At 71.2% G+C, this 21,781-nt stretch carries 17 protein-coding genes and 1 pseudogene; 6 read left to right on the top strand and 12 right to left on the bottom strand.

The features are described from left to right. Positions 1-268: 268 nt before the first annotated feature. Positions 269-2,521, bottom strand: coding sequence for a peptidoglycan recognition protein family protein (locus ABD932_RS14520; protein WP_345014397.1), 2,253 nt, complete (start codon positions 2,519-2,521; stop codon positions 269-271). A 463-nt stretch (positions 2,522-2,984) separates the two neighbouring features. After that, the gene (locus ABD932_RS14515) at positions 2,985-3,194 is read right to left on the bottom strand and encodes a hypothetical protein (protein WP_345012566.1); all 210 of its coding nucleotides are present in this window, start codon (positions 3,192-3,194) and stop codon (positions 2,985-2,987) included. 749 nt (positions 3,195-3,943) lie between these two features. Here ABD932_RS14515 and ABD932_RS14510 point away from each other — a divergent pair. From ABD932_RS14510 to ABD932_RS14495, 4 genes are all read left to right on the top strand, one after another. Beyond that, positions 3,944-6,058, top strand: a complete 2,115-nt coding sequence (locus ABD932_RS14510) for a SpoIIE family protein phosphatase (protein WP_345012564.1) — start codon at positions 3,944-3,946, stop codon at positions 6,056-6,058. 683 nt (positions 6,059-6,741) lie between these two features. Then, a complete protein-coding gene (locus tag ABD932_RS14505) occupies positions 6,742-7,299 on the top strand; it encodes a hypothetical protein (RefSeq protein ID WP_345012562.1) in 558 nt (185 codons plus the stop codon). Positions 7,300-7,373: 74 nt separating this feature from the next. Beyond that, positions 7,374-7,847: a hypothetical protein gene (locus ABD932_RS14500; protein WP_345014395.1), complete on the top strand. Its 474-nt coding sequence runs from the start codon at positions 7,374-7,376 to the stop codon at positions 7,845-7,847. A 124-nt stretch (positions 7,848-7,971) separates the two neighbouring features. Continuing rightward, positions 7,972-8,127 carry a DUF6131 family protein gene (locus ABD932_RS14495; protein WP_199830112.1) on the top strand — a complete coding sequence of 52 codons (156 nt, stop codon included), beginning with the start codon at positions 7,972-7,974 and terminating at the stop codon, positions 8,125-8,127. Positions 8,128-8,228: 101 nt separating this feature from the next. Here ABD932_RS14495 and ABD932_RS14490 read toward each other — a convergent pair. The 4 genes and pseudogenes from ABD932_RS14490 to ABD932_RS14475 all read right to left on the bottom strand — a co-directional run. Next, positions 8,229-8,315 (bottom strand): annotated as a pseudogene (locus ABD932_RS14490) (cold-shock protein); the annotation flags it as partial. A 159-nt stretch (positions 8,316-8,474) separates the two neighbouring features. After that, positions 8,475-9,002 (bottom strand): HAD family hydrolase, encoded by a 528-nt coding sequence (locus tag ABD932_RS14485; protein WP_345012559.1) that lies wholly within the window; start codon positions 9,000-9,002, stop codon positions 8,475-8,477. Between the two features lie 61 nt (positions 9,003-9,063). Beyond that, entirely contained in the window at positions 9,064-9,885 is an 822-nt protein-coding gene (locus ABD932_RS14480) for a DeoR/GlpR family DNA-binding transcription regulator (RefSeq protein WP_345012557.1), read from the bottom strand. 81 nt (positions 9,886-9,966) lie between these two features. Continuing rightward, positions 9,967-10,191, bottom strand: a complete 225-nt coding sequence (locus ABD932_RS14475; protein WP_345012555.1) for an MDR/zinc-dependent alcohol dehydrogenase-like family protein — start codon at positions 10,189-10,191, stop codon at positions 9,967-9,969. A 161-nt stretch (positions 10,192-10,352) separates the two neighbouring features. Between ABD932_RS14475 and ABD932_RS14470 the strand changes: the two genes are divergently transcribed. Beyond that, a complete protein-coding gene (locus ABD932_RS14470) occupies positions 10,353-11,216 on the top strand; it encodes a hypothetical protein (protein ID WP_345012553.1) in 864 nt (287 codons plus the stop codon). Between the two features lie 293 nt (positions 11,217-11,509). On the opposite strand, the gene ABD932_RS14465 is transcribed toward ABD932_RS14470, so the two are convergent. From ABD932_RS14465 to ABD932_RS14445, 5 genes are all read right to left on the bottom strand, one after another. Further along, positions 11,510-13,840, bottom strand: a complete 2,331-nt coding sequence (locus ABD932_RS14465; RefSeq protein ID WP_345012551.1) for an SWIM zinc finger family protein — start codon at positions 13,838-13,840, stop codon at positions 11,510-11,512. Beyond that, a complete protein-coding gene (locus tag ABD932_RS14460; RefSeq protein ID WP_345012549.1) occupies positions 13,837-16,677 on the bottom strand; it encodes an SNF2-related protein in 2,841 nt (946 codons plus the stop codon). Before ABD932_RS14460 ends, ABD932_RS14465 begins: the two co-directional genes overlap by 4 nt. A gap of 110 nt (positions 16,678-16,787) precedes the next feature. Beyond that, positions 16,788-17,369, bottom strand: a complete 582-nt coding sequence (locus ABD932_RS14455; protein WP_345014393.1) for a sugar kinase — start codon at positions 17,367-17,369, stop codon at positions 16,788-16,790. Next, positions 17,366-18,514, bottom strand: a complete 1,149-nt coding sequence (locus ABD932_RS14450) for an ROK family glucokinase (protein WP_345012547.1) — start codon at positions 18,512-18,514, stop codon at positions 17,366-17,368. Before ABD932_RS14450 ends, ABD932_RS14455 begins: the two co-directional genes overlap by 4 nt. A 141-nt stretch (positions 18,515-18,655) precedes the next feature. Continuing rightward, positions 18,656-19,393, bottom strand: coding sequence for a GntR family transcriptional regulator (locus ABD932_RS14445; RefSeq protein ID WP_345014391.1), 738 nt, complete (start codon positions 19,391-19,393; stop codon positions 18,656-18,658). Positions 19,394-19,522: 129 nt separating this feature from the next. Between ABD932_RS14445 and ABD932_RS14440 the strand changes: the two genes are divergently transcribed. After that, positions 19,523-20,545, top strand: coding sequence for a Gfo/Idh/MocA family protein (locus ABD932_RS14440; RefSeq protein WP_345012545.1), 1,023 nt, complete (start codon positions 19,523-19,525; stop codon positions 20,543-20,545). 33 nt (positions 20,546-20,578) lie between these two features. Here ABD932_RS14440 and ABD932_RS14435 read toward each other — a convergent pair whose 3' ends face one another. Continuing rightward, positions 20,579-21,757, bottom strand: coding sequence for a cytochrome P450 family protein (locus ABD932_RS14435; protein ID WP_345012543.1), 1,179 nt, complete (start codon positions 21,755-21,757; stop codon positions 20,579-20,581). Between the last annotated feature and the right edge of the window lie 24 nt (positions 21,758-21,781).

Genomic DNA, 21,781 nt, shown 5'->3' with positions numbered 1-21,781 from the left:
TCCCGAGGCCGGCAGCAGCCACAGCACCCGTCCCTCTGCACCACCGACGCCTGGGAAACAGGGCTCTCCCACCGCCGGGCCCCGTACGGCACCCACCACACCCTCCGCGGGCAAGGACAACGCCAAGCCGAGCGTCGAAGCCAAGCCGTCGAAGGGGCCCTCCACCTGGCCCTAGGGCGGCGCGCTGCTTCCTGGGCGGAGCGCGTGGCAGCCGCCGCGGTGGCTACGACCGGTTTGTGAAGGCCGCTGCCACCGCGTGCGGTTGGGGTTACTTGATGTAGACGAGACCGTCGGTGGTGATGGTGGGACGGCCGCTGGTGCCGACCACGACGATCTTGACGGTGTGCTTGGCGCTGCTGGACCAGGTCTTCGTCCAGATCGCCTGCCGGTAGAGGGTGGTGGAGGACTTCAGGTCGACGGTGCTGACCTTGACGCCGTCGACGTAGACGTATGCCTGGCCGGATGTGGTGGCACGGGAGACCACCCAGGCGGCGGAGCGGCCGGTGAAGGTCCAGGTGAGGCCGGCGCCCTTGGAGCCGCTGGAGTAGGACTTGCCGCCGAGGTAGCTGCTGGAGGAACGGGTGGTCCAGCTGCCGGACTTGGTGGCCGAGGTCTCCTGCAGGATCACCGGCGTGTAGGAGGCGGAGGCGGTGCGGTAGTTGCCGGCGTAGTCGTCGGCCCGCATCGACCAGGTCGTGGCGGTGCCGGACGTGGCGGTGCGGCTGGAGCTGGTGGTGGCCGGGCCGAAGGTGGCCGTGGTGGGGGCCAGCAGCTTCACGGAGCTCAGCGCGGTGTTGTCGGTGGCCTTCCAGCCGAGCGTGACCGGGACGGCGGTGGTGTTGACCGTGCCGGTGCGCAAGGTGAGCTTCGGGGTGGTGGTGAAGGTCGGTGCGGTCGTCTCCGCCACCACGTTCAACGCGGCGGTGGTCGTGGTCCTGCCCGATTGGTGTACGGCCCGTACGGCGATGGTGTGGCTGCCCAGGGCGAGGGTGGTCGCGGCGGAGGTGGCGGTGCCGGAGGTGGTGGCGACGGTCTTGCCGTCGACCAGCAGCTCGTACCTGGAGATGAGCGAGGCCGGCGTGGTGGCCGTCCAGCGCGCCGTGATGGCGCCCTTGGTGTAGTAGGTCGAGCCCGACACGGCCGTGCCGGCGACCGAGGTGACCTTCAGGCCCTGCACCGGGCCGGACGCCCACGTGCGGATGGTCGGCAGCTGGGCGTAGAGGGAGCCGCCGGGGCACTCGGTGTTGTAGCCGTCGCGGTGGCCGGAGATCCGCTGGAACGTGTACTTGCTGCCCGCGGTGAAACTGGTGCCGGCGTAGTTCTTCTGAGTCGCTCCCGCGGTGAGCTGGACGGTTCCCGCCGGGTCGGCACCGTACTGGCCGAGCTTCCAGGCCGCCACGCGAGCGACCGAGGCCAAAGCGGCGTCGGAGGCGGCGGTGGAGGTGTACTCACCCAGCACGGCTATGCCGGTGGACTCCCGGTTGAAGCCGTACGTGTGGGCGCCGAGCACCGGCAGGTCGACGCCGCCCTTGCGGCCCTCGAAGATCGTGCCGCACTTGTCGACCAGGAAGTTGTAGCCGATGTCGTTCCAGCCGTTGGTCTTCACGTGGTAGGCGTAGATGCCCCGCACGACCGACGCCGACTCGGCGCAGGAATAGTCGTTGCTCCCGGTGGTGTGGTGGACGAACACGGCCTTCACATCGGCGTTGTACTCCGACGGGTCGGGGCTGAGCGACTCGTCGGCGCCCCAATCCGCGCGCGAGGTGATCGGCGGTTCGGGAACGGTGGACGGCGGCGCGGAAGGCCCGGTGGCCGACGGGCTCGGCGAGATCGAGGGGGACGCGGACGCCGAGGCGGTGGGCGTGGCCGTGGTGTTGGTCGGTGCCGGAGATGTGGTGGTCGGAAGGTCCGTCGGAGGCGCGGTCGTGCCGTCGGTGGGTGTAGTGGAGTCGGTGGGTGTCGCGGAGTCGGTGGATGTGGCCGCCGGGCTGTTCTCCTCGGCGACGAACGCCGCGGGTTCGGTCGCCTTGGTCTCGGCGTCGGTCACCACGCCCGGGTCGACCAGGTTGACCTCGAGCCCCTTGGGCAGCGAGCCGGTGGTGCCGTCCTCGTGCACGACCTGGACCTGGACGCCGTCGGAGGGACCGACCCACAGCGGCTCGGACGCGCCGCGCATCCCGGCCTCCGGGTCCTCCGGCGGATCGATGTCCACTTCGAGATCCCGCCAGGCGCTCCACGCGTCGCTCTCCAGGCCACGGGTACGCACCTGCGCCGTGCCGTCGAGCCGCTTGACGGCCCCTGTCCAGGAGACGCCGACCAGCGAGAACTGCTCGGTGTCCGTACGCGGCAGTTCCCGCTTGCCGCCCGTGGTCCCCTTCAGCGCGAGGTCGTAGACCTTCACCGGCCGCTTGGCCCGGCCCGCCGCACCGGAGTCACCGGACGGGCTGGCGACCGCGTACGTCACCACGCCCCCTCCCCCCAGGACCACGGCGCCGAGCGTCAGCCACGCCCGTCGCTTCAGGCTCAGCGGTCTGTACGCATGCGACGTACGACGACTCACGACGTATCCACCCCACAGAAGGCCCACGAAGGCCGCAGAAGAAAGTCACGTGAGGCACACCCGTCACAGGGGTGGCCCACACGTTCAGCGCACCCCGGCCGACGAACATCACGGGCAAGCAGACTTCAGTGACACAGCTCACTGTGATGACCGCAGGCTTCACAGGGGGAAGTGCGGCAGTCGCGGTCCTGACGCCGAGCCGACGGGCGAGGGGTTTCAGTCCGGCGCCCGGCGGGGCGCACCGCACGTGGATGCTTGCAGAGGAAACGGGCACGCACGCGAAGCTCCCGGCAGAGACGGGTGATCTCGATCAAGATCCCGTTGCCGCCAGGAGCTTCACCTTTCCGTACCGCCTGCTTCCTGCAACTTCCCAACCACACCGTCCGGTTGGAAGGGAGTCACCGACCGGCGGTCGGGCTGTAGGTCAGAGGGAGGCGCTGACGCCGACGTGGTTGTACTGGCCGGCGGAGCCCAGGACCTCGTTCTTGACGGCGTCGAGCTGGGCCAGGACATCCGCGCTGCTGACCGCGGTGGGGCCGACGACGAGGCCGGCGTGCGGGTTCAGGCCGCCGGAGACGTCGGCGAGCTCGGCGTCGGACATCTCAACGGTCTCAACCTGGTGAGCGGAGTTCATGATGAAACTTCCCTTCGTATGGAGGATCCACAAGGGGGGCGGCCCCGCTGGGGACAGAGAGCGGGCCTCGGCCGCAGGTGTGCTACGCACCGTCCAGGGACTTTGCGCTGCTCCCGCGGTGCAGAGGATCAAAGCACGGAGCTCGCCGAGCAACCAATCAACCGAAGCACGCATCCAGGAAGTTGAACGAAAAGGCGACGCATCCGTGCAGCCCCGCATACGGTTTGGGGACAGCTTCTCCACAAGCCGCGCGGCACCCGGACCCGACCGGTGGTGCGACCACGCTTTCGAAACGGGACACTCCGCACCAACAGAGCCTCACGCGTCAGGCGCCCGTGCCGATCCCTCGCGCACCGTGACGCAGTTACGCAGTCGATGTGCAGGTTCGCTGAAGCCGGACTACCAGTCCACCTCGGACACCGACCGCTGTCGAGCGAGTGCAGACCGCATGCGTAGCTCAGGACGGCGTACGAAGAGCGCGACGACGTGCCCTGCGGCGGCGTGGCCGACAGCCGATTCGCCTTGCGATCAGCCGTCTTGCTGCGCGACGCAAAAGCCTGTCGGATGCTGTTGTATGCCCGGAAATCGACCCTTCTGTCCGGGCGGCGCGGTGGGGCATGGGGGGGGATGTGTTGTCCGGTGGTCCGGGGGACCATGGAAGCGAAGCGCCTGCAGACGAAGACAGGTCCCGCTCCAGCCTGGCCGGCAGATGGTCCATGTGACGTCGGCCGGCGAAAGGAGTGCCTGCCATGAGCGATGAACGGCCCCCCGCGGACCTCGGCCGGGCGGACGACCGCCGGCCGGAGGGCGAGCCGTCGCAGCCGAGCGGGTTGATGGATCTACTCGGCGTTGCGGCGGTGCTGCTGGACGCCGAGGGACGGGTGGCTCTGTGGAGCCCGCAGGCCGAGGAGCTCTACGGCTACACCGCTGAGGAGGCCCTCGGGCAGTACGGTGCACGGCTGCTCGTCCATGAAGAGCACTGGGACTGGGTGATCAAGACATTCGCCGACGTCATGGCGACCGGCCAGAGTTGGGCCGGCACGTTCCCCATCCGGTGCAAGGACGGCACCACACGGCTGGTGGAGCTGCGCAACATGCGGCTGCTGAACGACCGCGGCGACTTCTTCGCCCTGGGGCTGGGCACCGACTCCTCCACGCTGCGCGAGCTGGAGCGGGATGTCGCCCTGTCCACCCGGCTGATTGCCCAGTCCCCGATCGGGATCGCCTTCCTCGACACCGATCTGCGGTACGTCGCCGTCAACCCCGCTCTCGAGCGGATGCACGGCATTCCCGCGAAGGAGCACATCGGCCGCCACTACCGCGAGATCATGAAGGCCACGAAGTTCGAGGTACCAGAGGCCGCGATGCGGCAGGTCCTCACGACCGGGATACCCCTGGTCGACCAGTCCACCATCGTCGGCCGCACCCCGGCGGACCCGGGTCACCAGCACGCCTGGTCGATCTCGTTGTACCGGCTGGAGGACCCCCAGGGCCGCGTTCTCGGGGTGGCCGACATCGTGGTGAAGGTCACCGAGCGGTACCAGGCGGCCCTGGAGGCCACCGAGACGCGGCGCCGCCTGGCCCTGATCGCCGACGGCTCCGCCCGCATCGGCACCACACTGGAGATCGACCAGACCGCCCGGGAACTGGCCGACGTCACCGTTCCCGACTTCGCCGACCTGGTCGCCGTCGACGTACTCGATTCCGTCGTCGACCAGCACCGCCCCGCCACCGAAGACGGCCCGACGCTCTTCCGCGCCCTCGCGGTGAAGGCCGCCTACCCCACCGACGCCGTCCACGCCGCCGATCCGCCCGGCCACAGCACCGCCTACGACGCCGACCGCCTCGCCGCCCGGTGCGTGCGCACCGGGCAGCCCTTCCTGATCAGCCACGCCGACGGCAACGACCTGTCGCGCATCGCCCGCGACGAGCACGCCGCCACGCTGCTGGCCCGCGCCGGAGTGCACTCCTACATGGCGGTTCCGCTCATCGCACGCGGCACCGTCCTCGGCTTCCTGGGGCTGAGCCGGGCCCGTGATCCGCGGCCTTTCGACGAGGACGACCTCGCCATCGCCACTGAACTGGCCTTCCGCGCCGCGGTGTGCATCGACAACGCACGCACGCACCAGAGCGTGCGCAACGCCGCCGAGACCCTGCAGCGCAGCCTTCTCCCCGAGCACCCGCCCCGCCTGCCCGGCCTGCAGGTCGCCTCCCGCTACCTGCCCGCACAGGCCGCCTACGAGATCGGCGGCGACTGGTACGACGTCCTCCCGCTCGGCAGTGACAAGACCGCGCTCGTCGTGGGCGACGTCATGGGCAGCGGTATCGACGCCGCCGCCACCATGGGCCGCCTGCGCACCGCCACCACCGCCTTCGCCCGCCTGGACCTCGACCCCGCCCAGGTCCTGGAGCACCTCGACGCGATCACCTCCGGGCTGGAGCAGTACATCGCCACCTGCATCTACGCCGCCTACGATCCCCACCGCGGCGAGTGCCGCATCGCCAACGCAGGCCACCTGCCTCCCGTCCTCATCCGCCACGGCAGGCACCCCCGACTGCTCGAGCTGCCCACCGGCACTCCCCTCGGCGTCGGCGGTATCCCCTTCGAAACCACCACCGTGCGCTTCGCCGCCGGCGACCGGTTGGTCCTGTACACCGACGGGCTGGTCGAGACCCGCCACCAGCCCATAGACGAACGCATCGATGCCCTCCTCCGCCTCCTCGACGCACCCGACTCCCCATTGGAAGAGACCTGCGACCGGCTCCTTCATGACCTCCGGCACCCCGACAACCACGACGACGTGGCCCTGCTGATCGCCCGCGCACGGCGCAGCACGCCAGATCGGGCACACCGCCGCCGCTAGCCGCCCGGATGGGGGCGCCGTCTCCAGCAGTGCCCCGTTCGTCCGTTCACGTGGATGGCGGCGAAGTGGCCGCCCGAGCAGCAGGTGGCCGGGGTCTCGCGGGATCGTCACGATCGGCGCCTGTCAGGCGCGTGAGCGGGGGCGGCCGCCCGTCGGACTCCGGGAGGATGGGAATCCGCGCGCCCGCAGGCCGGCCGGCCCGTCCCCTGCAATGGTGCATGAGCCTTTCCCGGCGCACCGAGGGCCTGGCTCATGTCGTCACGCCAGGCCCTCCCGGCGCGCTGCGCGGTGCACAAGCGGTGCGGTGAATCGATGACGTGTCGACCACCCAACCGGAGTTGGCCTCGTCGACCGGGCATGAAGGTCTTCGGCAGGGGAGGAGAAACGTTCGCCCGCACCGTGGATGGTGCAACGAGGGCTGAAACGCGCGTCCGGCCGAGGCCGGCCTGTGATGGCAGCGAGGACGGTGACGGTCGCGCTGGCTACCCGCGCCTGGAGCGACACATGGCTCAACGAGGGCCACGCCGTCTCCTACCAGCCCCGTAAGGATCCGGCGGTACGCGTCACTCCTCACGCGTCCCCGATGCCCCGCTCCCGGCACCGGAAGGCGCCGTCTCCCTGGAGCACGACGAATAAACTAGACTAAATATGACATAACCGGCGCATATGAGGTGGTCGGAGCGATGTCAACTGGGACCCTACTAGCGATCATCATCCCCGTCGCGGTGGTGCTAGTGGTGCTTGCGGCGGGAGCCGTTCTCGTTCAGCGTCGCCGACACCTACGCGAGCGTTTTGGCCCGGAGTACGAACGCACGGTCGAAGACGCGGGCGGCCGGCTCAAGGCCGAGCGGGATCTGAGTGCACGCGAGAGGCGTCACGACGCGCTGGAGATCAGGCCACTACCGGGGAGCGTCCGGGACCGGTACACCCGGGACTGGGAGAACGTGCAGGGCGAATTCGTGGACCGCCCGGAGGATGCCGTGCAGGACGCGGACATTCTGGTGGCGTCCCTGATGCGCGAGCGCGGCTATCCGACCGAGGGCCTGGAGCAGCGGCTCAAGGACCTCTCGGTCGAGCATGGGCGCACCCTGGAGCACTACCGCGCCGCTCACGATGTCAACCAGCTCAGCATGAAGCACGAAGCGACCACCGAGCAGCTGCGGGGCGCCATGGTGCACTACCGCGCCCTGTTCGACGAGCTGCTCTCCGACGGCGGTCAGGCCCGGCACGCCCGGGCCTGACCCGTTTCGCACATGACCGCCCGGCCGCCACCGCAGGCCCCCGGCCTGGGGCAGTCCAGGTGTACGGAGTGAAGATGCGACGCGAATACATACCAGAGTCGGACGAGAGCGGTCTGTCCACCGAAGACATCGCCCAGCCCAGCAGCGGCCGGGACCTGGGTGAAAGTACCGAAGCCCGCCCCGAGACCCCAGCCTTCCCCGGCGAGGCCACCGCGACGGCGGGTGGTGGCGAAGCCGCAGCCCCTGCTGAGAAGGCCGCCACTCCGGCGGAGGAAGAGCCGCCCCAGCTCCTCACGACGGAGGACGAAGAAAGCTTCCGTGAGCGCTGGCAGAACATTCAGAACGAGTTCGTCGACGACCCCCGTGAAGCCGTGCACAAGGCCGACACACTCGTCGCGGACGTCATGCAGACACTGGCCGCGACGTTCGCCGACCACAAGAAGAACCTGGAAGAACAGTGGAACCAGGGCGAGGAGGTGAACACGGAAGATCTGCGCATGGCTCTGCGCAAGTACCGGTCGTTCTTCAACCGCCTGCTGACCACCTGAGCAACCGGCTCAGGCACCCGCAGCCGGAGGGATGCCAGCTCCTGCAGCAGTGAGAGCAAGAGCCGGGCGACGAAATGAGCAGCAAAAGCAGCGCACAGAGCGCAGGGAGGCTCAGGAGGCCACCATGATCATCCTCGGTATCATCCTGCTCGTCATCGGTCTCGTGGCGGGGATCGGCATCCTCTGGACGATCGGGATCATCCTGCTCGTCATCGGCGCGGTTCTGTTCCTCCTCGGGTCCGTCGGCCGCGCCGTCGGTGGCAGGCGGCACTACTGGTAGTCCCCGACCAGCGTCCATGAACGTGCTCCACAGCCTCGTACCGACGGAGCGCGCGACGCTACACGCCATCTCGCTGCGCGTGTTGGGGCTGACGATGGCTCCTTGAAGCCGGTGGCCTGAATGGCGGAGAAGTGGACGAACACGTCCGAGCCGCCGTCGTCTTGCGCGATGAAGCCGAAGCCACCCAGTTGTTTCTCGGCGCGCTTTTGCTGAAGGGGTACCGCGCCATCACGCGCCTGCGCAGATCAGGAAAAGGTGCGGTGCGCGAGTTACTCCGCCACAACCTCGGCCTCTGCGGCCTCGACTTCGTCGCGGAAGACGTCCGTCTGCGCACACCGCTGCCGCTGTCAGGCCACGAGCCGCAGCACGTCCGTCAGGCCGCGCTCGCCGGTGCGGTGTTCCGACGGGAGGATGTAGGTGCGCAGGCCGCAGGCGGCCGCGCCGCCGTCGCGGATCGGATTGTCGCCGACCATGAGCGTGGCGCGGGGGTCGGCGCCGAGGTCGGCGCAGGCTTTGAGGAACAGCTGCGGGTCGGGCTTTTCGTGGCCCTGCTCGTAGGAGATGACGCAGGTGTCGATCAAGGCGTCCAGCCCGTGGTGGGCGAGGTGGGTGCGCAGGTCCCAGGCGAAGTCGCTGACGATGCCGACGCGCAGGCCGCGTTCGCACAGGGCGCGCAGGACCGGTTCCGTGTCGGGGTAGGGGACCCAGGCGTCCGGTGCGGTGAGTTCCCGGTAGGCCGCCTCCTCCGCGCCGGGCTCGTCCAGCACGGCGAGACGGCCGCAGGCGGCGCCGACACGGCGCAGCCACGTTTCCAGGTCGAGCATCTGGAAGATCGTGTTGCTGAAGTCGAACAGCACGGCCTGGACCGGAGGCACGGGCGCGGCCGTCTCGGCGTCGCTGGGGCGGTAGACGCTCGGTGTTTCGAAAAGGGTGCGATCACTGGGAGGGCTCTTCGGGTTCGATCGTCGCAACCTCGACCGTCTCGACGGGGACTCCGAGGTCGCGTATCGCCGCGACCTCGGAGTTGGGGGTGGCGGTGTCGGTGACGACGGTGTGGTAGTCGGCCACGGTGCCGTAGGCGTACGTGGCGGTCTTGCCGAACTTCGAGTGGTCCACCAGCAGCAGCGCCTGCCCGGCGGAGGCGAGCATGGCCAGCTTCACCTCGACGTAGTCGCTCACCGGGTGGAAGAGGCGGCCCTCCAGGACCGCCGTGGCAGACATCAGGGCGAGGTCGGCCCGGATCCGGGACAGGGCGCGGGTGACAGTGGGGCCGGTGCAGGAGTTGAAGTCCGCGCGGTAGTGACCGCCCAGGAGGGTGACGGTCACCGCGGGCGCGGACCCGAGGCGCTGTGCGAGGCCGACGGAGTTGGTGACCACGTGGAGCTGCTCCAGCCGGGCCAGCGCGGGCACCAGGGGGAACAGAGTGGTCGAGTCCTCCATGAGCACCGTGCTGCCCGGCCTGATCCGGTCGGCGACGGCCGCACACAGCGCGTTCTTGGCCGCGAGGGCACTGTTCTCACGGAAGCGGGCGGCCGTCTCCATGGTGAGCGCGGGGAAGGCGACGGCCCGCCCGCGCTCCTTGCGCAGCAGATGTCGCCCTGCGAGGTCGTCGAGGTCCCGATGCATGGTCATCAGGCTGACGTCGAAGTGCCGGGCGAGGTCGTCGATGCGGGTCTCGCCGTGTTCGGCGACATACCGCAGCACGGCCTGACGCCGCTCCTCGACGGCCGCCTGTGACAGGCGCGTACGGGCGGGCACGGCGCCCCTCCTTCCCGGTCGCTCCGGTCTCGAAGTTTCCCACACGGGCCGGTGAAAGCCCGGCCCGTCCGACCCCCGGACCTATGGACTTTCCACCGTGACCAGCACCTTGACCTGCTGGGGATCGACGGATGCAGCGAACCAGCTCGATGGCCTGGGCCAGGACCGCTCACGCGCCATGCAGCCGAAGACCACGTCGACCGGACCGCCGAGCGCCGTGTGGGCCCGCTCGACAAGGTCGCCGGCGTCGGCGGGCAGGGCCGCGTCGGCGCCGAGACTCAGGGCGCGGTCCCGTTTGCCCTCCAACAGGTCGGTGACGGCATCTGCACATCACGTTCGACAGTGACGCCTGGGGAAACATCCGGTGACGATGTGGCGGGGCGCCACAACTGGCGAATGATCACAAGGGTCACACGGGTACCAATGGTCCCTGCGTCCCGAGGCGGAACATGAGGCACCGTCAGGCTTTGCTGGCCGCCGCAGCGTTGCTTCCGGCGACGCTGCTGACCGGCACCACCGCGTACGCCGTCGAGTCGCCGACGCCCTCGCTCACAGCCACGGCGACGCCCGCCTCCGGCTCGCCTTCCGCGTCCGCGTCGGAGCCCGCTCCGGAGTCCACGTCTCCGACCCAGTCCCCGTCCGTGGCCGTATCGGCGTCCGCGCCGCCGTCATTCGTTTGGGACGAGTGTGACGGCGACAATGAGGACCGGAGCCTGCGCCCCACGCTGTTCCTGCCCGAGGGCATCACGGCGGGCAGCGGCTGGCACGACTTCACCTTCAGGGTCGAGAACCTCACGGACACGGCCTTCGAGGACCTCGACATCTTCCTCGACAAGATCGCGTACTCCAGCGCGATCCTCGAGGGCTCGATGGACGACTCGCCCGAGGAGACCAGCGCCCACCTCGACGTTCAGCTCCAGAATCCCAAGACGCATGTCTGGGAGGGCGTCCCCTTCCTGGACTCGGACATATACGGGCGGATTGCCTGGACCGGAATCGCCCCACGAGAGACGCTGACGTTCGAACTCCGCCTGCGCATCGACGAGTCCATCCCCCTCTGGAGCAAGATCGATCCGGACGACCACACCGGGATCGGCCACTTCGTCGTGTTCGTCAAGCGCCCGGACGAGAACGGCGAGTGCACATGGTCTCGTGTCTCCGACTCGTACCTCATCCACGAGGCCGGCACGGACACCGGAGACGGAAACGCCTCCACACCGCCGAGCGACGCGCTCCCGCTGCTCGCCCTCGCGGGCGGCGTGGCCGTCGCGGTGTGCGGGGGCACGGTGTACGCGGTACGGCGCCGCAGGGCGGGTGAAGGCCGGCTCTGAAGGACCCGGCTCCACGACCGGCCTTGGCGGGACGGGCGACGCGCCGGGACCACAGGGAGCTGACCTGCATGTAACTCCCCGACGTGGACCACCTGGACCGTACGAGACGCGATCTACAACCTGTGCCACGTCGTCCCGAGCGAGGGGCCGAGGCCCACGCCGAGACCGCCGTCACCGACAGCGGTCCGCCCAGCCGGGAGCAGAACTGGGGCATCCGTGGGCCCGCCTGCATGCCGCCGGCAGTGGAGTGGCCCGCCGAGCGGCTCAAGTGGCGGCTTGCGCCACGGTCGTCGTCAGCCTTCCGGCGAGGTGCCCAGGCCCGTCAGGGCGCCGACCGGGTCGAGGTCGGGGGTGCCGTGGGGCCACCAGTCGTCGTGGCCCGGTTCCGACTCGTACGGGTACCAGAGGCCGTCGCGGCCCAGACGGAGTTGGACATGACCGCGGGGGTGGGTGAGGCGGTTGCGCCACGGTCGGAAGGCGGGGAGGTCTGCGGCGAGAAGGAGGGGGCGGGCCCGGTCGAAGCGGCCCGCGGGCGGGTCCCAGGGCTCTTCGAGTACGGCGAGACCCTCCAGGCCGCCCTGGCGCCACGCGGCGACCGCGCGGGCCAGCTCGGCCGGGGTGCGGTCGGCGGCGGAGGCGAGCGAGGAGTACAGGGCGCGGGTGGTGGCGGTGAGGCCGGAACCGGGCCGGGCGGCGGCGAGCCGCACCGCGTCCTGCCACAGGGTCAGTTCGGCGACCGGGTCCCGGCCGGTGCTCAGCAGGGCGTGGGCGCGGGCTGCGGCGTCGGTCGCCAACTGGTCCAGCGCGAAGGGGTCCGGGCCACCGGGTGCCGCCGGGTAGACCGGGGGCTGCTCCGGGTGCGCGGGGGCGGGCAACGGCGCCGGCAGGGGTGGGAGCCGGCGGTCCGGCGCGAGGGCGTCGGTGGCCCGCACGCCCGGGAGGGGCTCCGGTGCCCGCTCCTGTGCGGCGCGGGCGGCACGGGTGGCGTTGCGACGGGACAGGGCGTCGAGCAGCTCGCGTTCGCCTCGCCCGCGCAGCAGGAGCAGGACGAAGGGGTCGGCGTCCAGGAGGCGTGCGGTCTGGTAGCAGAGGGCGGCGGCGTGCTTGCAGGGATGGCCGCGGTCGGGGCAACTGCAGTGGGGGTCAAGGTCGCCGGGGCCCGGCAGCAGCGGCACGCCGCACTCGGCGAGGGAGTGGGGCATCTCCTTGTCGAGCAACGCGGCGATGTGTCCCGGCCTGTCGGCCGCCGCGTCAAGGAACCGCGCCCAGTCGTCGTCACCGAGCGTCCGCAGCCGCACCTGCACGCGGTACGGCCGCGGCCGGCTGCCCTGCACGTACGCCAGCACAAGCCCCGGCGTCACGGTGATGGCGTCGACATGCCCCTGCTCCGCGTAACCGCGTCCGCGGGCCAGGCGCTTGGGATCGAGGGCGCCCTCTTCCAGAGCGCTCACCCAGGCGTTGCCCCACCAGGTCGCGGCGAAGCGGGCATCGCCCTTGTCGGAGGCGCGGGGCGCGAAGGCGGGGAACGTACGGCGGAGTTCACCGTCGCGGCCGGGGGCGGCCATGGTGCGGGGGACCTGGGGAGCGGCAGGAGGGGGGAGTCCGGGGGACGTGCGGAAGACGGGGTGGTGTGCGGTGGTTCCTGTGGGGAGTTCTCCCTTGGGTGGGCCTGGATCGGTCCGCGGCAGGGACGTGGTGGGCTCCGAGGAAGGTGTGGCGGGCGCCGGAGTCGAGGGTGAGGGCGAGGCCGCGGTGGGGTCCGTCGGCTGGTTCGGCCGCTGTGCGGACGGTTCGGGCGCCGCCCCGTCCTCGCCGGAGGGCGAGTCCCAGGACGGCATCTGGAAGGCACCGGCGAGCAAACTCCGTACATCCCGGGCACGTCGGACCTCGGCACCCTCGCCCGCACCCCGGTCACCCCCGGAACCGGTCGGTGCGGTTCGGCGCGACCGTCGCGTGTCCTCGGCTCCCCTGTCAGCCGCCTCCGCCTGAGCCCGCCGCCTCTCCCCCAGGGCGGCGCGCAGCGCCTCACGGGCGACGTCCGCGGGACGCGCCCCTGGTCGGCCGGACGCGGGGTCGGCCCCCTCCGTCGGGGTCCCCTCGGTGGCACCGCCCCGTTCCGGATCGGGACCGGAGGCAGGGGCTACCGCACGCCGCAGCGCCGCACGGGCCGCATCACCCGGCCGGGCCGCGGGGTGGTCGTGCCTCTCCCGTACCGACTCCCCGCCGGCGGACGGCCTCTCTCCCGATTCCAAGCCCTCGAAGGCCGCGGACGCCTCGCGCTGCCCTGCGGAACTCACCGCCTCCGACGGCGAACTCTGACCCGCGGAGTCGTCGGACACGGGCCCATGCCCCCCGTTCCTCCCCGGCATCCCCTCCCGGCCCTCCCGCGCAGCCCGCAGCGCCCGGCGTGCCGCATCGGCCGGTCGGGGCTCGGCGTCCCCCTGTCCGCTCGGCTCGTCCGCGATCGGCTCGGAGTCCGTGGGCCGCTCGTCGGCGGACATCTGCGCCTCCCGCAGCTCAGCCTCTCCCGACTCCACCTCCCGCGACTCCACCTCCCGCAACTCCACCTCCCCCGTCCCCGACTCCCGGTCGCCCGAACTCCCCCACTCCCCCGCCCCGTTCATGACTCCCTCCGCAGCGACACGAGGTCGGACAGCTCACGGTCCGTCAGTTCAGTGAGGGCGGACTCGCCGGAGCCGAGGATGGCGTCGGCCAGCGCGCGCTTGGCCTCGAGCATCTCCGCGATACGGTCCTCGACCGTGCCCTCGGTGATGAGGCGGTGGACCTGGACGGGCTGGGTCTGGCCGATGCGGTAGGCGCGGTCGGTGGCCTGTTCCTCCACGGCCGGGTTCCACCAGCGGTCGAAGTGGACGACATGGCCCGCGCGGGTCAGGTTCAGGCCGGTGCCCGCCGCCTTCAGGGACAGGACAAGGACCGGTGTCGCGCCGCTCTGGAAGCGGTCCACCATCCGTTCGCGGTCCGGGACCGGCGTGCCGCCGTGCAGCAGGTCGACGGGGACCGCCCGGGCGGCGAGGTGGGAGGCGATCAGCCGGGCCATCCCCACGTACTGCGTGAAGACCAGCGCCGAGCCGTCCTCCGACAGCACGGTGTCCAGTAGCTCGTCCAGCAGCGTCAACTTGCCGGAGCGGGCGGCCAGTCGCTCGGTCGGCGTCGCCGCCTCCTCCTTCAGGTACAGCGCGGGGTGGTTGCAGATCTGCTTGAGGGACGTGAGGAGCTTCAGGACCAGGCCCCTGCGCGCGATCCCCTCCGACGTCTCGATCGCGAGCATCGACTCACGCACCACCGCCTCGTAGAGCGCCGCCTGTTCACGGGTGAGCGGGACCGGGTGGTCGGTCTCCGTCTTGGGCGGCAGTTCGGGCACGATGCCGGGGTCGGACTTCTTGCGGCGCAGCAGGAAGGGGCGGACCAGGGCTGCCAGCCGGGTCACCGCCTCCTCGTCCTCGCCGTTCTCCACCGCGCGCGCGTGCCGGGCGCGGAAGGACTTGAGGGGGCCGAGCAGACCAGGCGTCGTCCAGTCGAGCAGGGCCCACAGCTCGGAGAGGTTGTTCTCGACCGGTGTGCCGGTCAGCGCCACGCGCGCGGGTGTCGGGATCGTGCGCAGGGCCTTTGCCGTCGCCGAGTACGGGTTCTTGACGTGCTGGGCCTCGTCGGCGACGACCATGCCCCAGTCGTGCCGGGCCAGCGTCGCCGCCGTGGACCGCATCGTGCCGTACGTGGTGAGGACGAAGCCGCCGTCCAGGTCCTCCAGGGTGCGGTCCGGGCCGTGGAAGCGGCGGACGGGGACGCCGGGCGCGAAACGGGTGATCTCCCGTTGCCAGTTGCCGAGCAGGGAGGCCGGGCAGACCACCAGGGTCGGGGCCGTCCGGGCGCGCTTGAGGTGCAGGGCGATGACCGTGATCGTCTTGCCCAGTCCCATGTCGTCGGCCAGACAGCCGCCGAGCCCCAAGGACGTCATGAGGTCCAGCCAGGCCAGGCCCCGGAGTTGGTAGTCCCGCAAGGTGGCCCGCAGTCCCGGTGGCGGTTCGGCCGGCCGCACCCCCGCCGTCAGCCGGTCACGCAGGGCCGCCAGGGTGCCGACCGGTACCGCCTCGACCGTCTCGCCGTCGACCTCCGCGCTGCCGGTGAGGGCGACGGACAGCGCGTCGACCGGGTCGAGCAGGCCCAGTTCGCGCTTGCGGGCCTTGCGGACGAGGCCCGGATCGACGAGCACCCAGCGGTCCCGCAGCCGGACGACCGGGCGGTGCGCCTCGGCGAGTTCGTCCATCTCGGCATCGGTGAGCGGGTCGCCGCCGATCGCCAACTGCCAGCGGAACTGGAGCAGTTCCTCGCTCTCGAAGAAGCCGGTGCCGTCGGTCGCCGAGCCCGGCGCGGGCCGTACGACCGCGGCCGCGCTCAGGTCGTGGGCCAGGTCCCGGGGCCAGTGCACCGCCACCCCGGCCGCCGCGAGCCGCGTCGCGGCCACGCCCAGCAGGTCGCCCAACTCCTCGTCGGACAGGGCCAGCACGTCGGGCGCGTCCTGCTCGGACAGCCGGTCGAGCGGTGCCCACACCCGGGCCGCGCGCCGCACCGCCAGCGCCGCGTCCACGCGCGCGCGTGGCCCGAACGCCGCGTCCGCCCCGCCGGACCAGAGGGCTGCCGCGTCGGCCACCAGGGTGGGGTCGGCGAGGCTGTGCACCTGGACGATCGCCGCGCCGGCACGGCGTACGCCGTCACCGCTGTCGTCGAAGAGGTCGTAGGCCGACAGATCCAGTCGGAGCGAGATCCGCACGCCCGCGTCCATGCCCGCGGCGACTTCGGCCGCCCAGTCGTGTGCGTCGGGCAGGCGCTGTGCCTCGCGTGCGGCGAAGGGCCTCCCCGAGGTGTGGGGGGCGGCGGGGGTGCGGGGCAGGGTGTCCGCCACCGCGTCCAGGAAGGAGCGCATCAGCGCCTCCGGCTCGGGCAGCCGCAGCGGGCCCGGGCCGGTCAGGGGCACCGCGTGCCCTTCGTACGGCAGGGCCGCGGCGACCGCTCGCAGGTGTGCGATGTCGTCCGGGTCGAGGGGGCCGGCCCGCCAGGCGTCGTGGCCGGCCGGGGTCAGGCCGGGCAGCAGCCGGCCGCGCGCGGTGAGCCGCAGGGCGTGCAGCGCGGCCGCGCCCCAGCAGGCGGTGGCGGGGTGGGCGGCCGGATCGCGCCGGGCGCGCACGAGCAGCGGCAGCGCCTCGGCGAGCGGCAACGACAGCGCGGGGGTGGTCCTGCGGCGGACTCCGGCTCCATGGCGTCGTACGACAGTGAGTTCGGTGTCCTCGCCGGGCAGCGGGCCGCCCTCGGGGTCCCAGAAGGCCATCCGCCCCGCGCGCGGGAGGGGCGCGGGCAGGAAGACGGCCGCGAGCCGGACGGGGACGGTCTCCCCCGCACGCTCGGCCACCGCCGTGCCGCCGCTGTGCGCGGCCCTGTCGCTCATACGTCCTGTCACCTCCCGCCCATGAGTCGGATCAACCGTCTTCGACTCTACGGGCGGGGTCTGACAATCGGCCCCGGCGACCGGCTCGGACCGGGTGTCTCACGGTGTGATCAAGGGACCGTGCGCGAGACGACGTACACGAACGGATTCTCCGGGTCGGCCATGCTCACGACGACGTCGTGCGTGGGAGCCGGGTTCTTCTGGTGGTGGATGAGGCCGTACCAGGGGCCCGGGCTCGTGAAGTTCCAGCCGGTGATCTTCTGGTCGCGGGCGCTGATGGTGATCTCGTCCGGCTTCAGGTCGTCCCGGTCGAGGCCCATGGTCGCCAGGTAGGCGTCCAGGTTCTCGTCGGTGGTCGAGAACTGGACGTAGAGCCTGCTGGTCCGCCAGTTGTTCGTCTCGTAGTAGCCGACGTTGTACGACGGAACCGGGATCGTCACCTGGTAGATGCGGCGCTGGACCCTCGACGGCCAGTGCGGGGTGAGGCCGGTCGCCGAGTACTTCTCCTCCTTGTCCTTGCCGCTCTCGCGGCTCTGGTTGGCGGAGATGACGAGATAGCCGGCGGGTACGCCGATCAGCAGCACGATGATGAGCAGGGTGAGCGCCCTGCGGCGGATCATGTGGCGACGGTCCTCGGCCGGCTTCTGGGGCTCGTCCGGGGAGTCGGCCTGGCGGGGTACGGTCACGGTCAGGCCGGCCCCTGCGACGCACGGCGGGCCTCCGCGAACCGGGCGTAGCGCTCGTAGCGCTCGACCCGGCGCCGGTTGGCGCGGCGGAAGCGGCGGGCGACCAGGCGGGCCAGGTCGGCGGCGCCTACCATGCCGGCCTCGGGGCCCAGCTGGGCCCGGGTGATGCGGGCCTCGGGGCGGTAGCCGCGGCCGGTGAGGTGGCGCTTGAAGGCGTCGCGCGCGGGGCCGATCAGCAGGTCGTCGGCGGCCGAGACACCGCCGCCGATGACGAAGCAGGACGGGTCCAGGGCCGCCGCGAGGTTGGCGATGCCGACGCCGAGCCACTGGCCGATGTCCTGCAGCAGCTCGATGCACATGGCGTCGCCGTCACGGGCCAGCTCCGTGATCATCGGGCCGGTGATGTCGCCGATCTGGCCCTTGACGTGCTCGATGATCCCGTACGCCACCGGAGAGTCGGCGGCGGCCAGCTCCTTCGCCTCGCGCACCAGCGCGTTGCCGGAGCTGTACTGCTCCCAGCAGCCGCGGTTGCCGCACGCGCAGCGGTGCCCTCCGGGGACCACCTGCATGTGGCCGAACTCGCCGGCGACGCCGTACTTGCCGCGCTTGACCTGACCGTCCTCCAGGATCGCGCCGCCGATGCCGGTGCCCAGCGTGATCATGACGAGGTGGTCCTCGCCACGGCCGGCCCCGAAGCGCCACTCGGCCCAGGCGGCGGAGTTGGCGTCGTTGTCGACCAGGACGGGCACGGCGAGCCGGTCGGCGAGGCGGTCCCGAAGGGGCTCGTTGCGCCAGGACAGGTGGGGTGCGAACAGCACGCGGTTGCGGTCGGCGTCGACCCAGCCGGCCGCGCCGATGCCGACGGCGTGCACGTCGTGGCGGTCGGACAGGTCCAGGACCAGCTCGACGATGGTGTCCTCGACGACCTTCGGGCTCTTGGACTTGTCCGGCGTCTCCGTGCGGAGCTTCTCCAGGATGTTGCCGTCGGCGTCTACGACGCCCGCCATCACCTTGGTGCCACCGATGTCGATACCGACCGTCGGCACCCGGGGTGCGGTCAGGTGTGACCGGCGTTCCCGGGAGCCGACCGTTCGGAGCACGGGGGCTCGGCGGGAGCCGATGGGGGCCGTGAAGTCGCGGTAGGTGCTCATCAGGGCCGATTCTGCCGCACGCTCACGCTGGGTGCCGAACGGGGCGCCAAAGGGGGGCGCAGGTCACAGCACTTTGTCCGGACATTGCGACCAGCCGGGTTCCCTGACTCCCTCTCGGTCAGGACCGTACGGCAGCCGGGCTCATGACCGCACCAGCAACTGGAACTCGAACGAGTACCGCGTCGGCCGGTACGTGTGCGTGCCGTACTCCACCGCTCGGCCCGTGTCGTCGAACGTCACCCGCTGCATGGTGAGCAGCGGGGCGCCCTCCTCCTCCGCGAGGCGTTCGGCCTCGACGGCGCTGGCCGCGCGGGCGCCGATGGTCTGGCGGGCGCTGTGCAGGGTGATCCCGGCGGCACGCATCAGGCGGTAGAGGCCGGTGGCCTCCAGCTGCGCGGTGTCCAGGTCGATCAGGGCGGGCGGCAGGTAGTTGCACAGGTACGCCATCGGCTCGCCGTGCGCGAGGCGCAGCCGCTCGATCCGGTGCACGTCGCTGTCCTCGGCCACCCCGAGCGCGGCCGCGACCTCGGCGGACGCCGGGACGACGGTGTTGACGATCACCCTGGTCGCCGGGCGCTGACCGGCCGACTCCAGGTCGTCGTAGAGGCTGCTGAGCTCCAGCGGCCGCTTGACCTGGCTGTGCACGACCTGCGTCCCGACGCCTCGGCGGCGCACCAGCAGGCCCTTGTCGACGAGCGACTGGATGGCCTGGCGGACGGTCGGCCGGGACAGGCCGAGGCGGGCGGCAAGTTCGATCTCGTTGCCCAGCAGGCTGCCGGGGGTGAGCGCTCCGTGCTCGATCGCGGCCTCGAGCTGCTGGGACAGCTGGAAGTACAACGGCACCGGACTGCTCCGGTCCACACTGAGCTCGAGTTCCACGGTCGGGTCCACTTCTGGTTTCGGCACGGGCCGAGCGTAGCTCTACGCGTTGTTGACGGGAAGTAGTGTAGTTCGATTGTCCTGACATATGCATTGACAGGGTACGCATTGAACCCGCACTTTGTTTCCATGCGCATCGGGGTCATCGGTACGGGCCGCATCGGCACGATTCACGCCAACACGCTGAGCCGGCACCGCGACGTCGGCTCCCTGATCCTCACGGACGCGGACGCCGCGCGGGCCCAGGCGCTGGCGCAACGGCTGGGCGAGACGGCGGCGCCCGGGGTGGACGAGATCTTCAGGTGGGGCGTGGACGCTGTGGTGATCACCACAGCGACGTCTGCCCATGCCGAACTGATCGGTCGGGCAGCACGGGCGGGGCTTCCGGTGTTCTGCGAGAAGCCCATAGCGCTCGATCTGCCGGGCACGTTGCAGGCGATCGGGGAGGTGGAGACGGCCGGGACGATTCTCCAGATGGGCTTCCAGCGCCGCTTCGACCCGGGATACACGGGCGCGCGCGAGGCGGTGCGGTCCGGGCGGCTCGGGCGCCTGCACACGGTGCGCGCGCTGACCAGCGACCAGGCGCCGCCGCCGGTCTCCTGGCTGCCGCTGTCCGGCGGGCTGTACCGGGACACGCTGATCCACGACTTCGACGTGCTGCGCTGGGTGACAGGGCGCGAGGTCGTCGACGTGTACGCGGCCGGGTCGGACGCCGGGCCCGTGATGTTCCGCGAGGCCGGCGACGTCGACACGGCGGCGGTGGTGATCACGCTGGACGACAGCACGCTCGCCACGGCGACGGCGACGCGGCTGAACGGCGCCGGGTACGACGTACGCATGGAGCTGGCCGGAGAGTTGGACCAGATCGTGGTCGGCCTCGACGACCGTACGCCGATCGCGTCCACCGAGCCGACCGGGCCGCCCGCGGCGGACAAGCCGTGGTCGGGGTTCCTGGAGCGGTTCGGGCCTGCGTACGAGGCGGAGCTGAACGCGTTCGTGGAGGTGGTCCGCGGGGAGCGGGCCAACCCCTGCGACGGACGGGAGGCCTTGCAGGCGCTGCGGATCGCGGAGGCCTGCGAGGTCTCGCGGCGCGAGCGAAGACCGGTCGCACTCGTGGAACTTGCGGGCGGGGCTCAGGCTGCGGCTCTGTGAAGCCGGGACTCGAAGGCCCACGGGGCACAGCCGCTACCAGCGCACCGGCAGGCTTCGCACCCCCCGTATCAGCATGCCCGGCAGCCACTCCCCCGGCGGGCCGTCCGGCGCCAGGTCGGGAGCGCGCTCCAGCAGGGACCGTATCGCCGTGCGGGCCTCCAGACGGGCCAGGGGTGCGCCCAGGCAGTAGTGGATGCCGTGGCCGAAGGCGACGTGGCCTCGGGTCTCACGGCGGATGTCGAAGGCGTCGGGAGCGGCATAGCGGCTCCCGTCCCGGTTGGCCGCAGTGAGGCCGACCATCACCGGTTCGCCCTTCTCGACGGAGACGCCGGCGATCTCCAGCGGCTCGGCGGCATACCGGAAGGTCGCCGTCTCCACCGGGCCTTCGTGGCGCAGCATCTCCTCGACCGCGCCGTCGAGAAGGGTCATGTCGGCGCGCAGGGCGGCGAGTTGATCAGGGTGGGTGAGCAGAGCGTGCACGCCGCTGGTGATGAGGTTGACCGTGGTCTCGTGCCCGGCGATCAGCAGGATGAAGGCCATGCCCCGCAGTTCGTCCGGGGAGAGCCGGTCGCCGTCCTCGGCCGTGGTGCGGATCAGGTCGCTCAGCAGGTCACCGCTGGACCCGGTGCGCCTCTTGGCCTCGATCAGGTCGGTGAAGTAGGCGCCCAGGGCGACGAAGGCGTCGACCTCCTTGCCCGGGCTGGTGGGCGCGATCGCCTCGGTCGACCTTTCGCGGAACGCCACGCGGTCCATCTCGGGCACGCCGAGCAGTTCGCAGATGACAGTGAGCGGCAGCGGGTAGGCGAGAGCCTCCACGAGGTCGGCGCGGCCCCGCGGCAGCATTTCGTCGAGCAGGGCGTCGGTGATCTGCTGGATTCTCGGCCGTAGCTCCTCCACGCGGCGCATGGTGAAGGCACGCGAGATGAGCCCGCGCAGCCGGGTGTGCTGGGGCGGATCGGTGGCCAGCAGGTTCTTCCCGATCAGCTCCTCTTCGAGCGACTTGAAGCCGATCTTGGCGCCGTCTTTCGAGAGCCGCTGGTCGGCGAGAACCGCGCGCGCCTCCTCGTGCCCGACGACGAGCCACACCTCGGACTGCCAGTCGGGCAGCCGCACACGGTGCACCGGGCCCCGTTCCCGCAAGTGCGCGTACACCGGGTGCGGGTTCTCGCGAAACCCCTGGCCGAACTCCCCCAGGTCGATCACTTCTGCCATAGTGCTCCCCCTTCCACCACACCG

Source organism: Streptomyces shaanxiensis, assembly GCF_039537145.1.
Classification (GTDB): domain Bacteria; phylum Actinomycetota; class Actinomycetes; order Streptomycetales; family Streptomycetaceae; genus Streptomyces; species Streptomyces shaanxiensis.
Note: the sequence above shows the minus strand (reverse complement) of the source record. Positions and strands in the feature narration are given on the sequence as shown.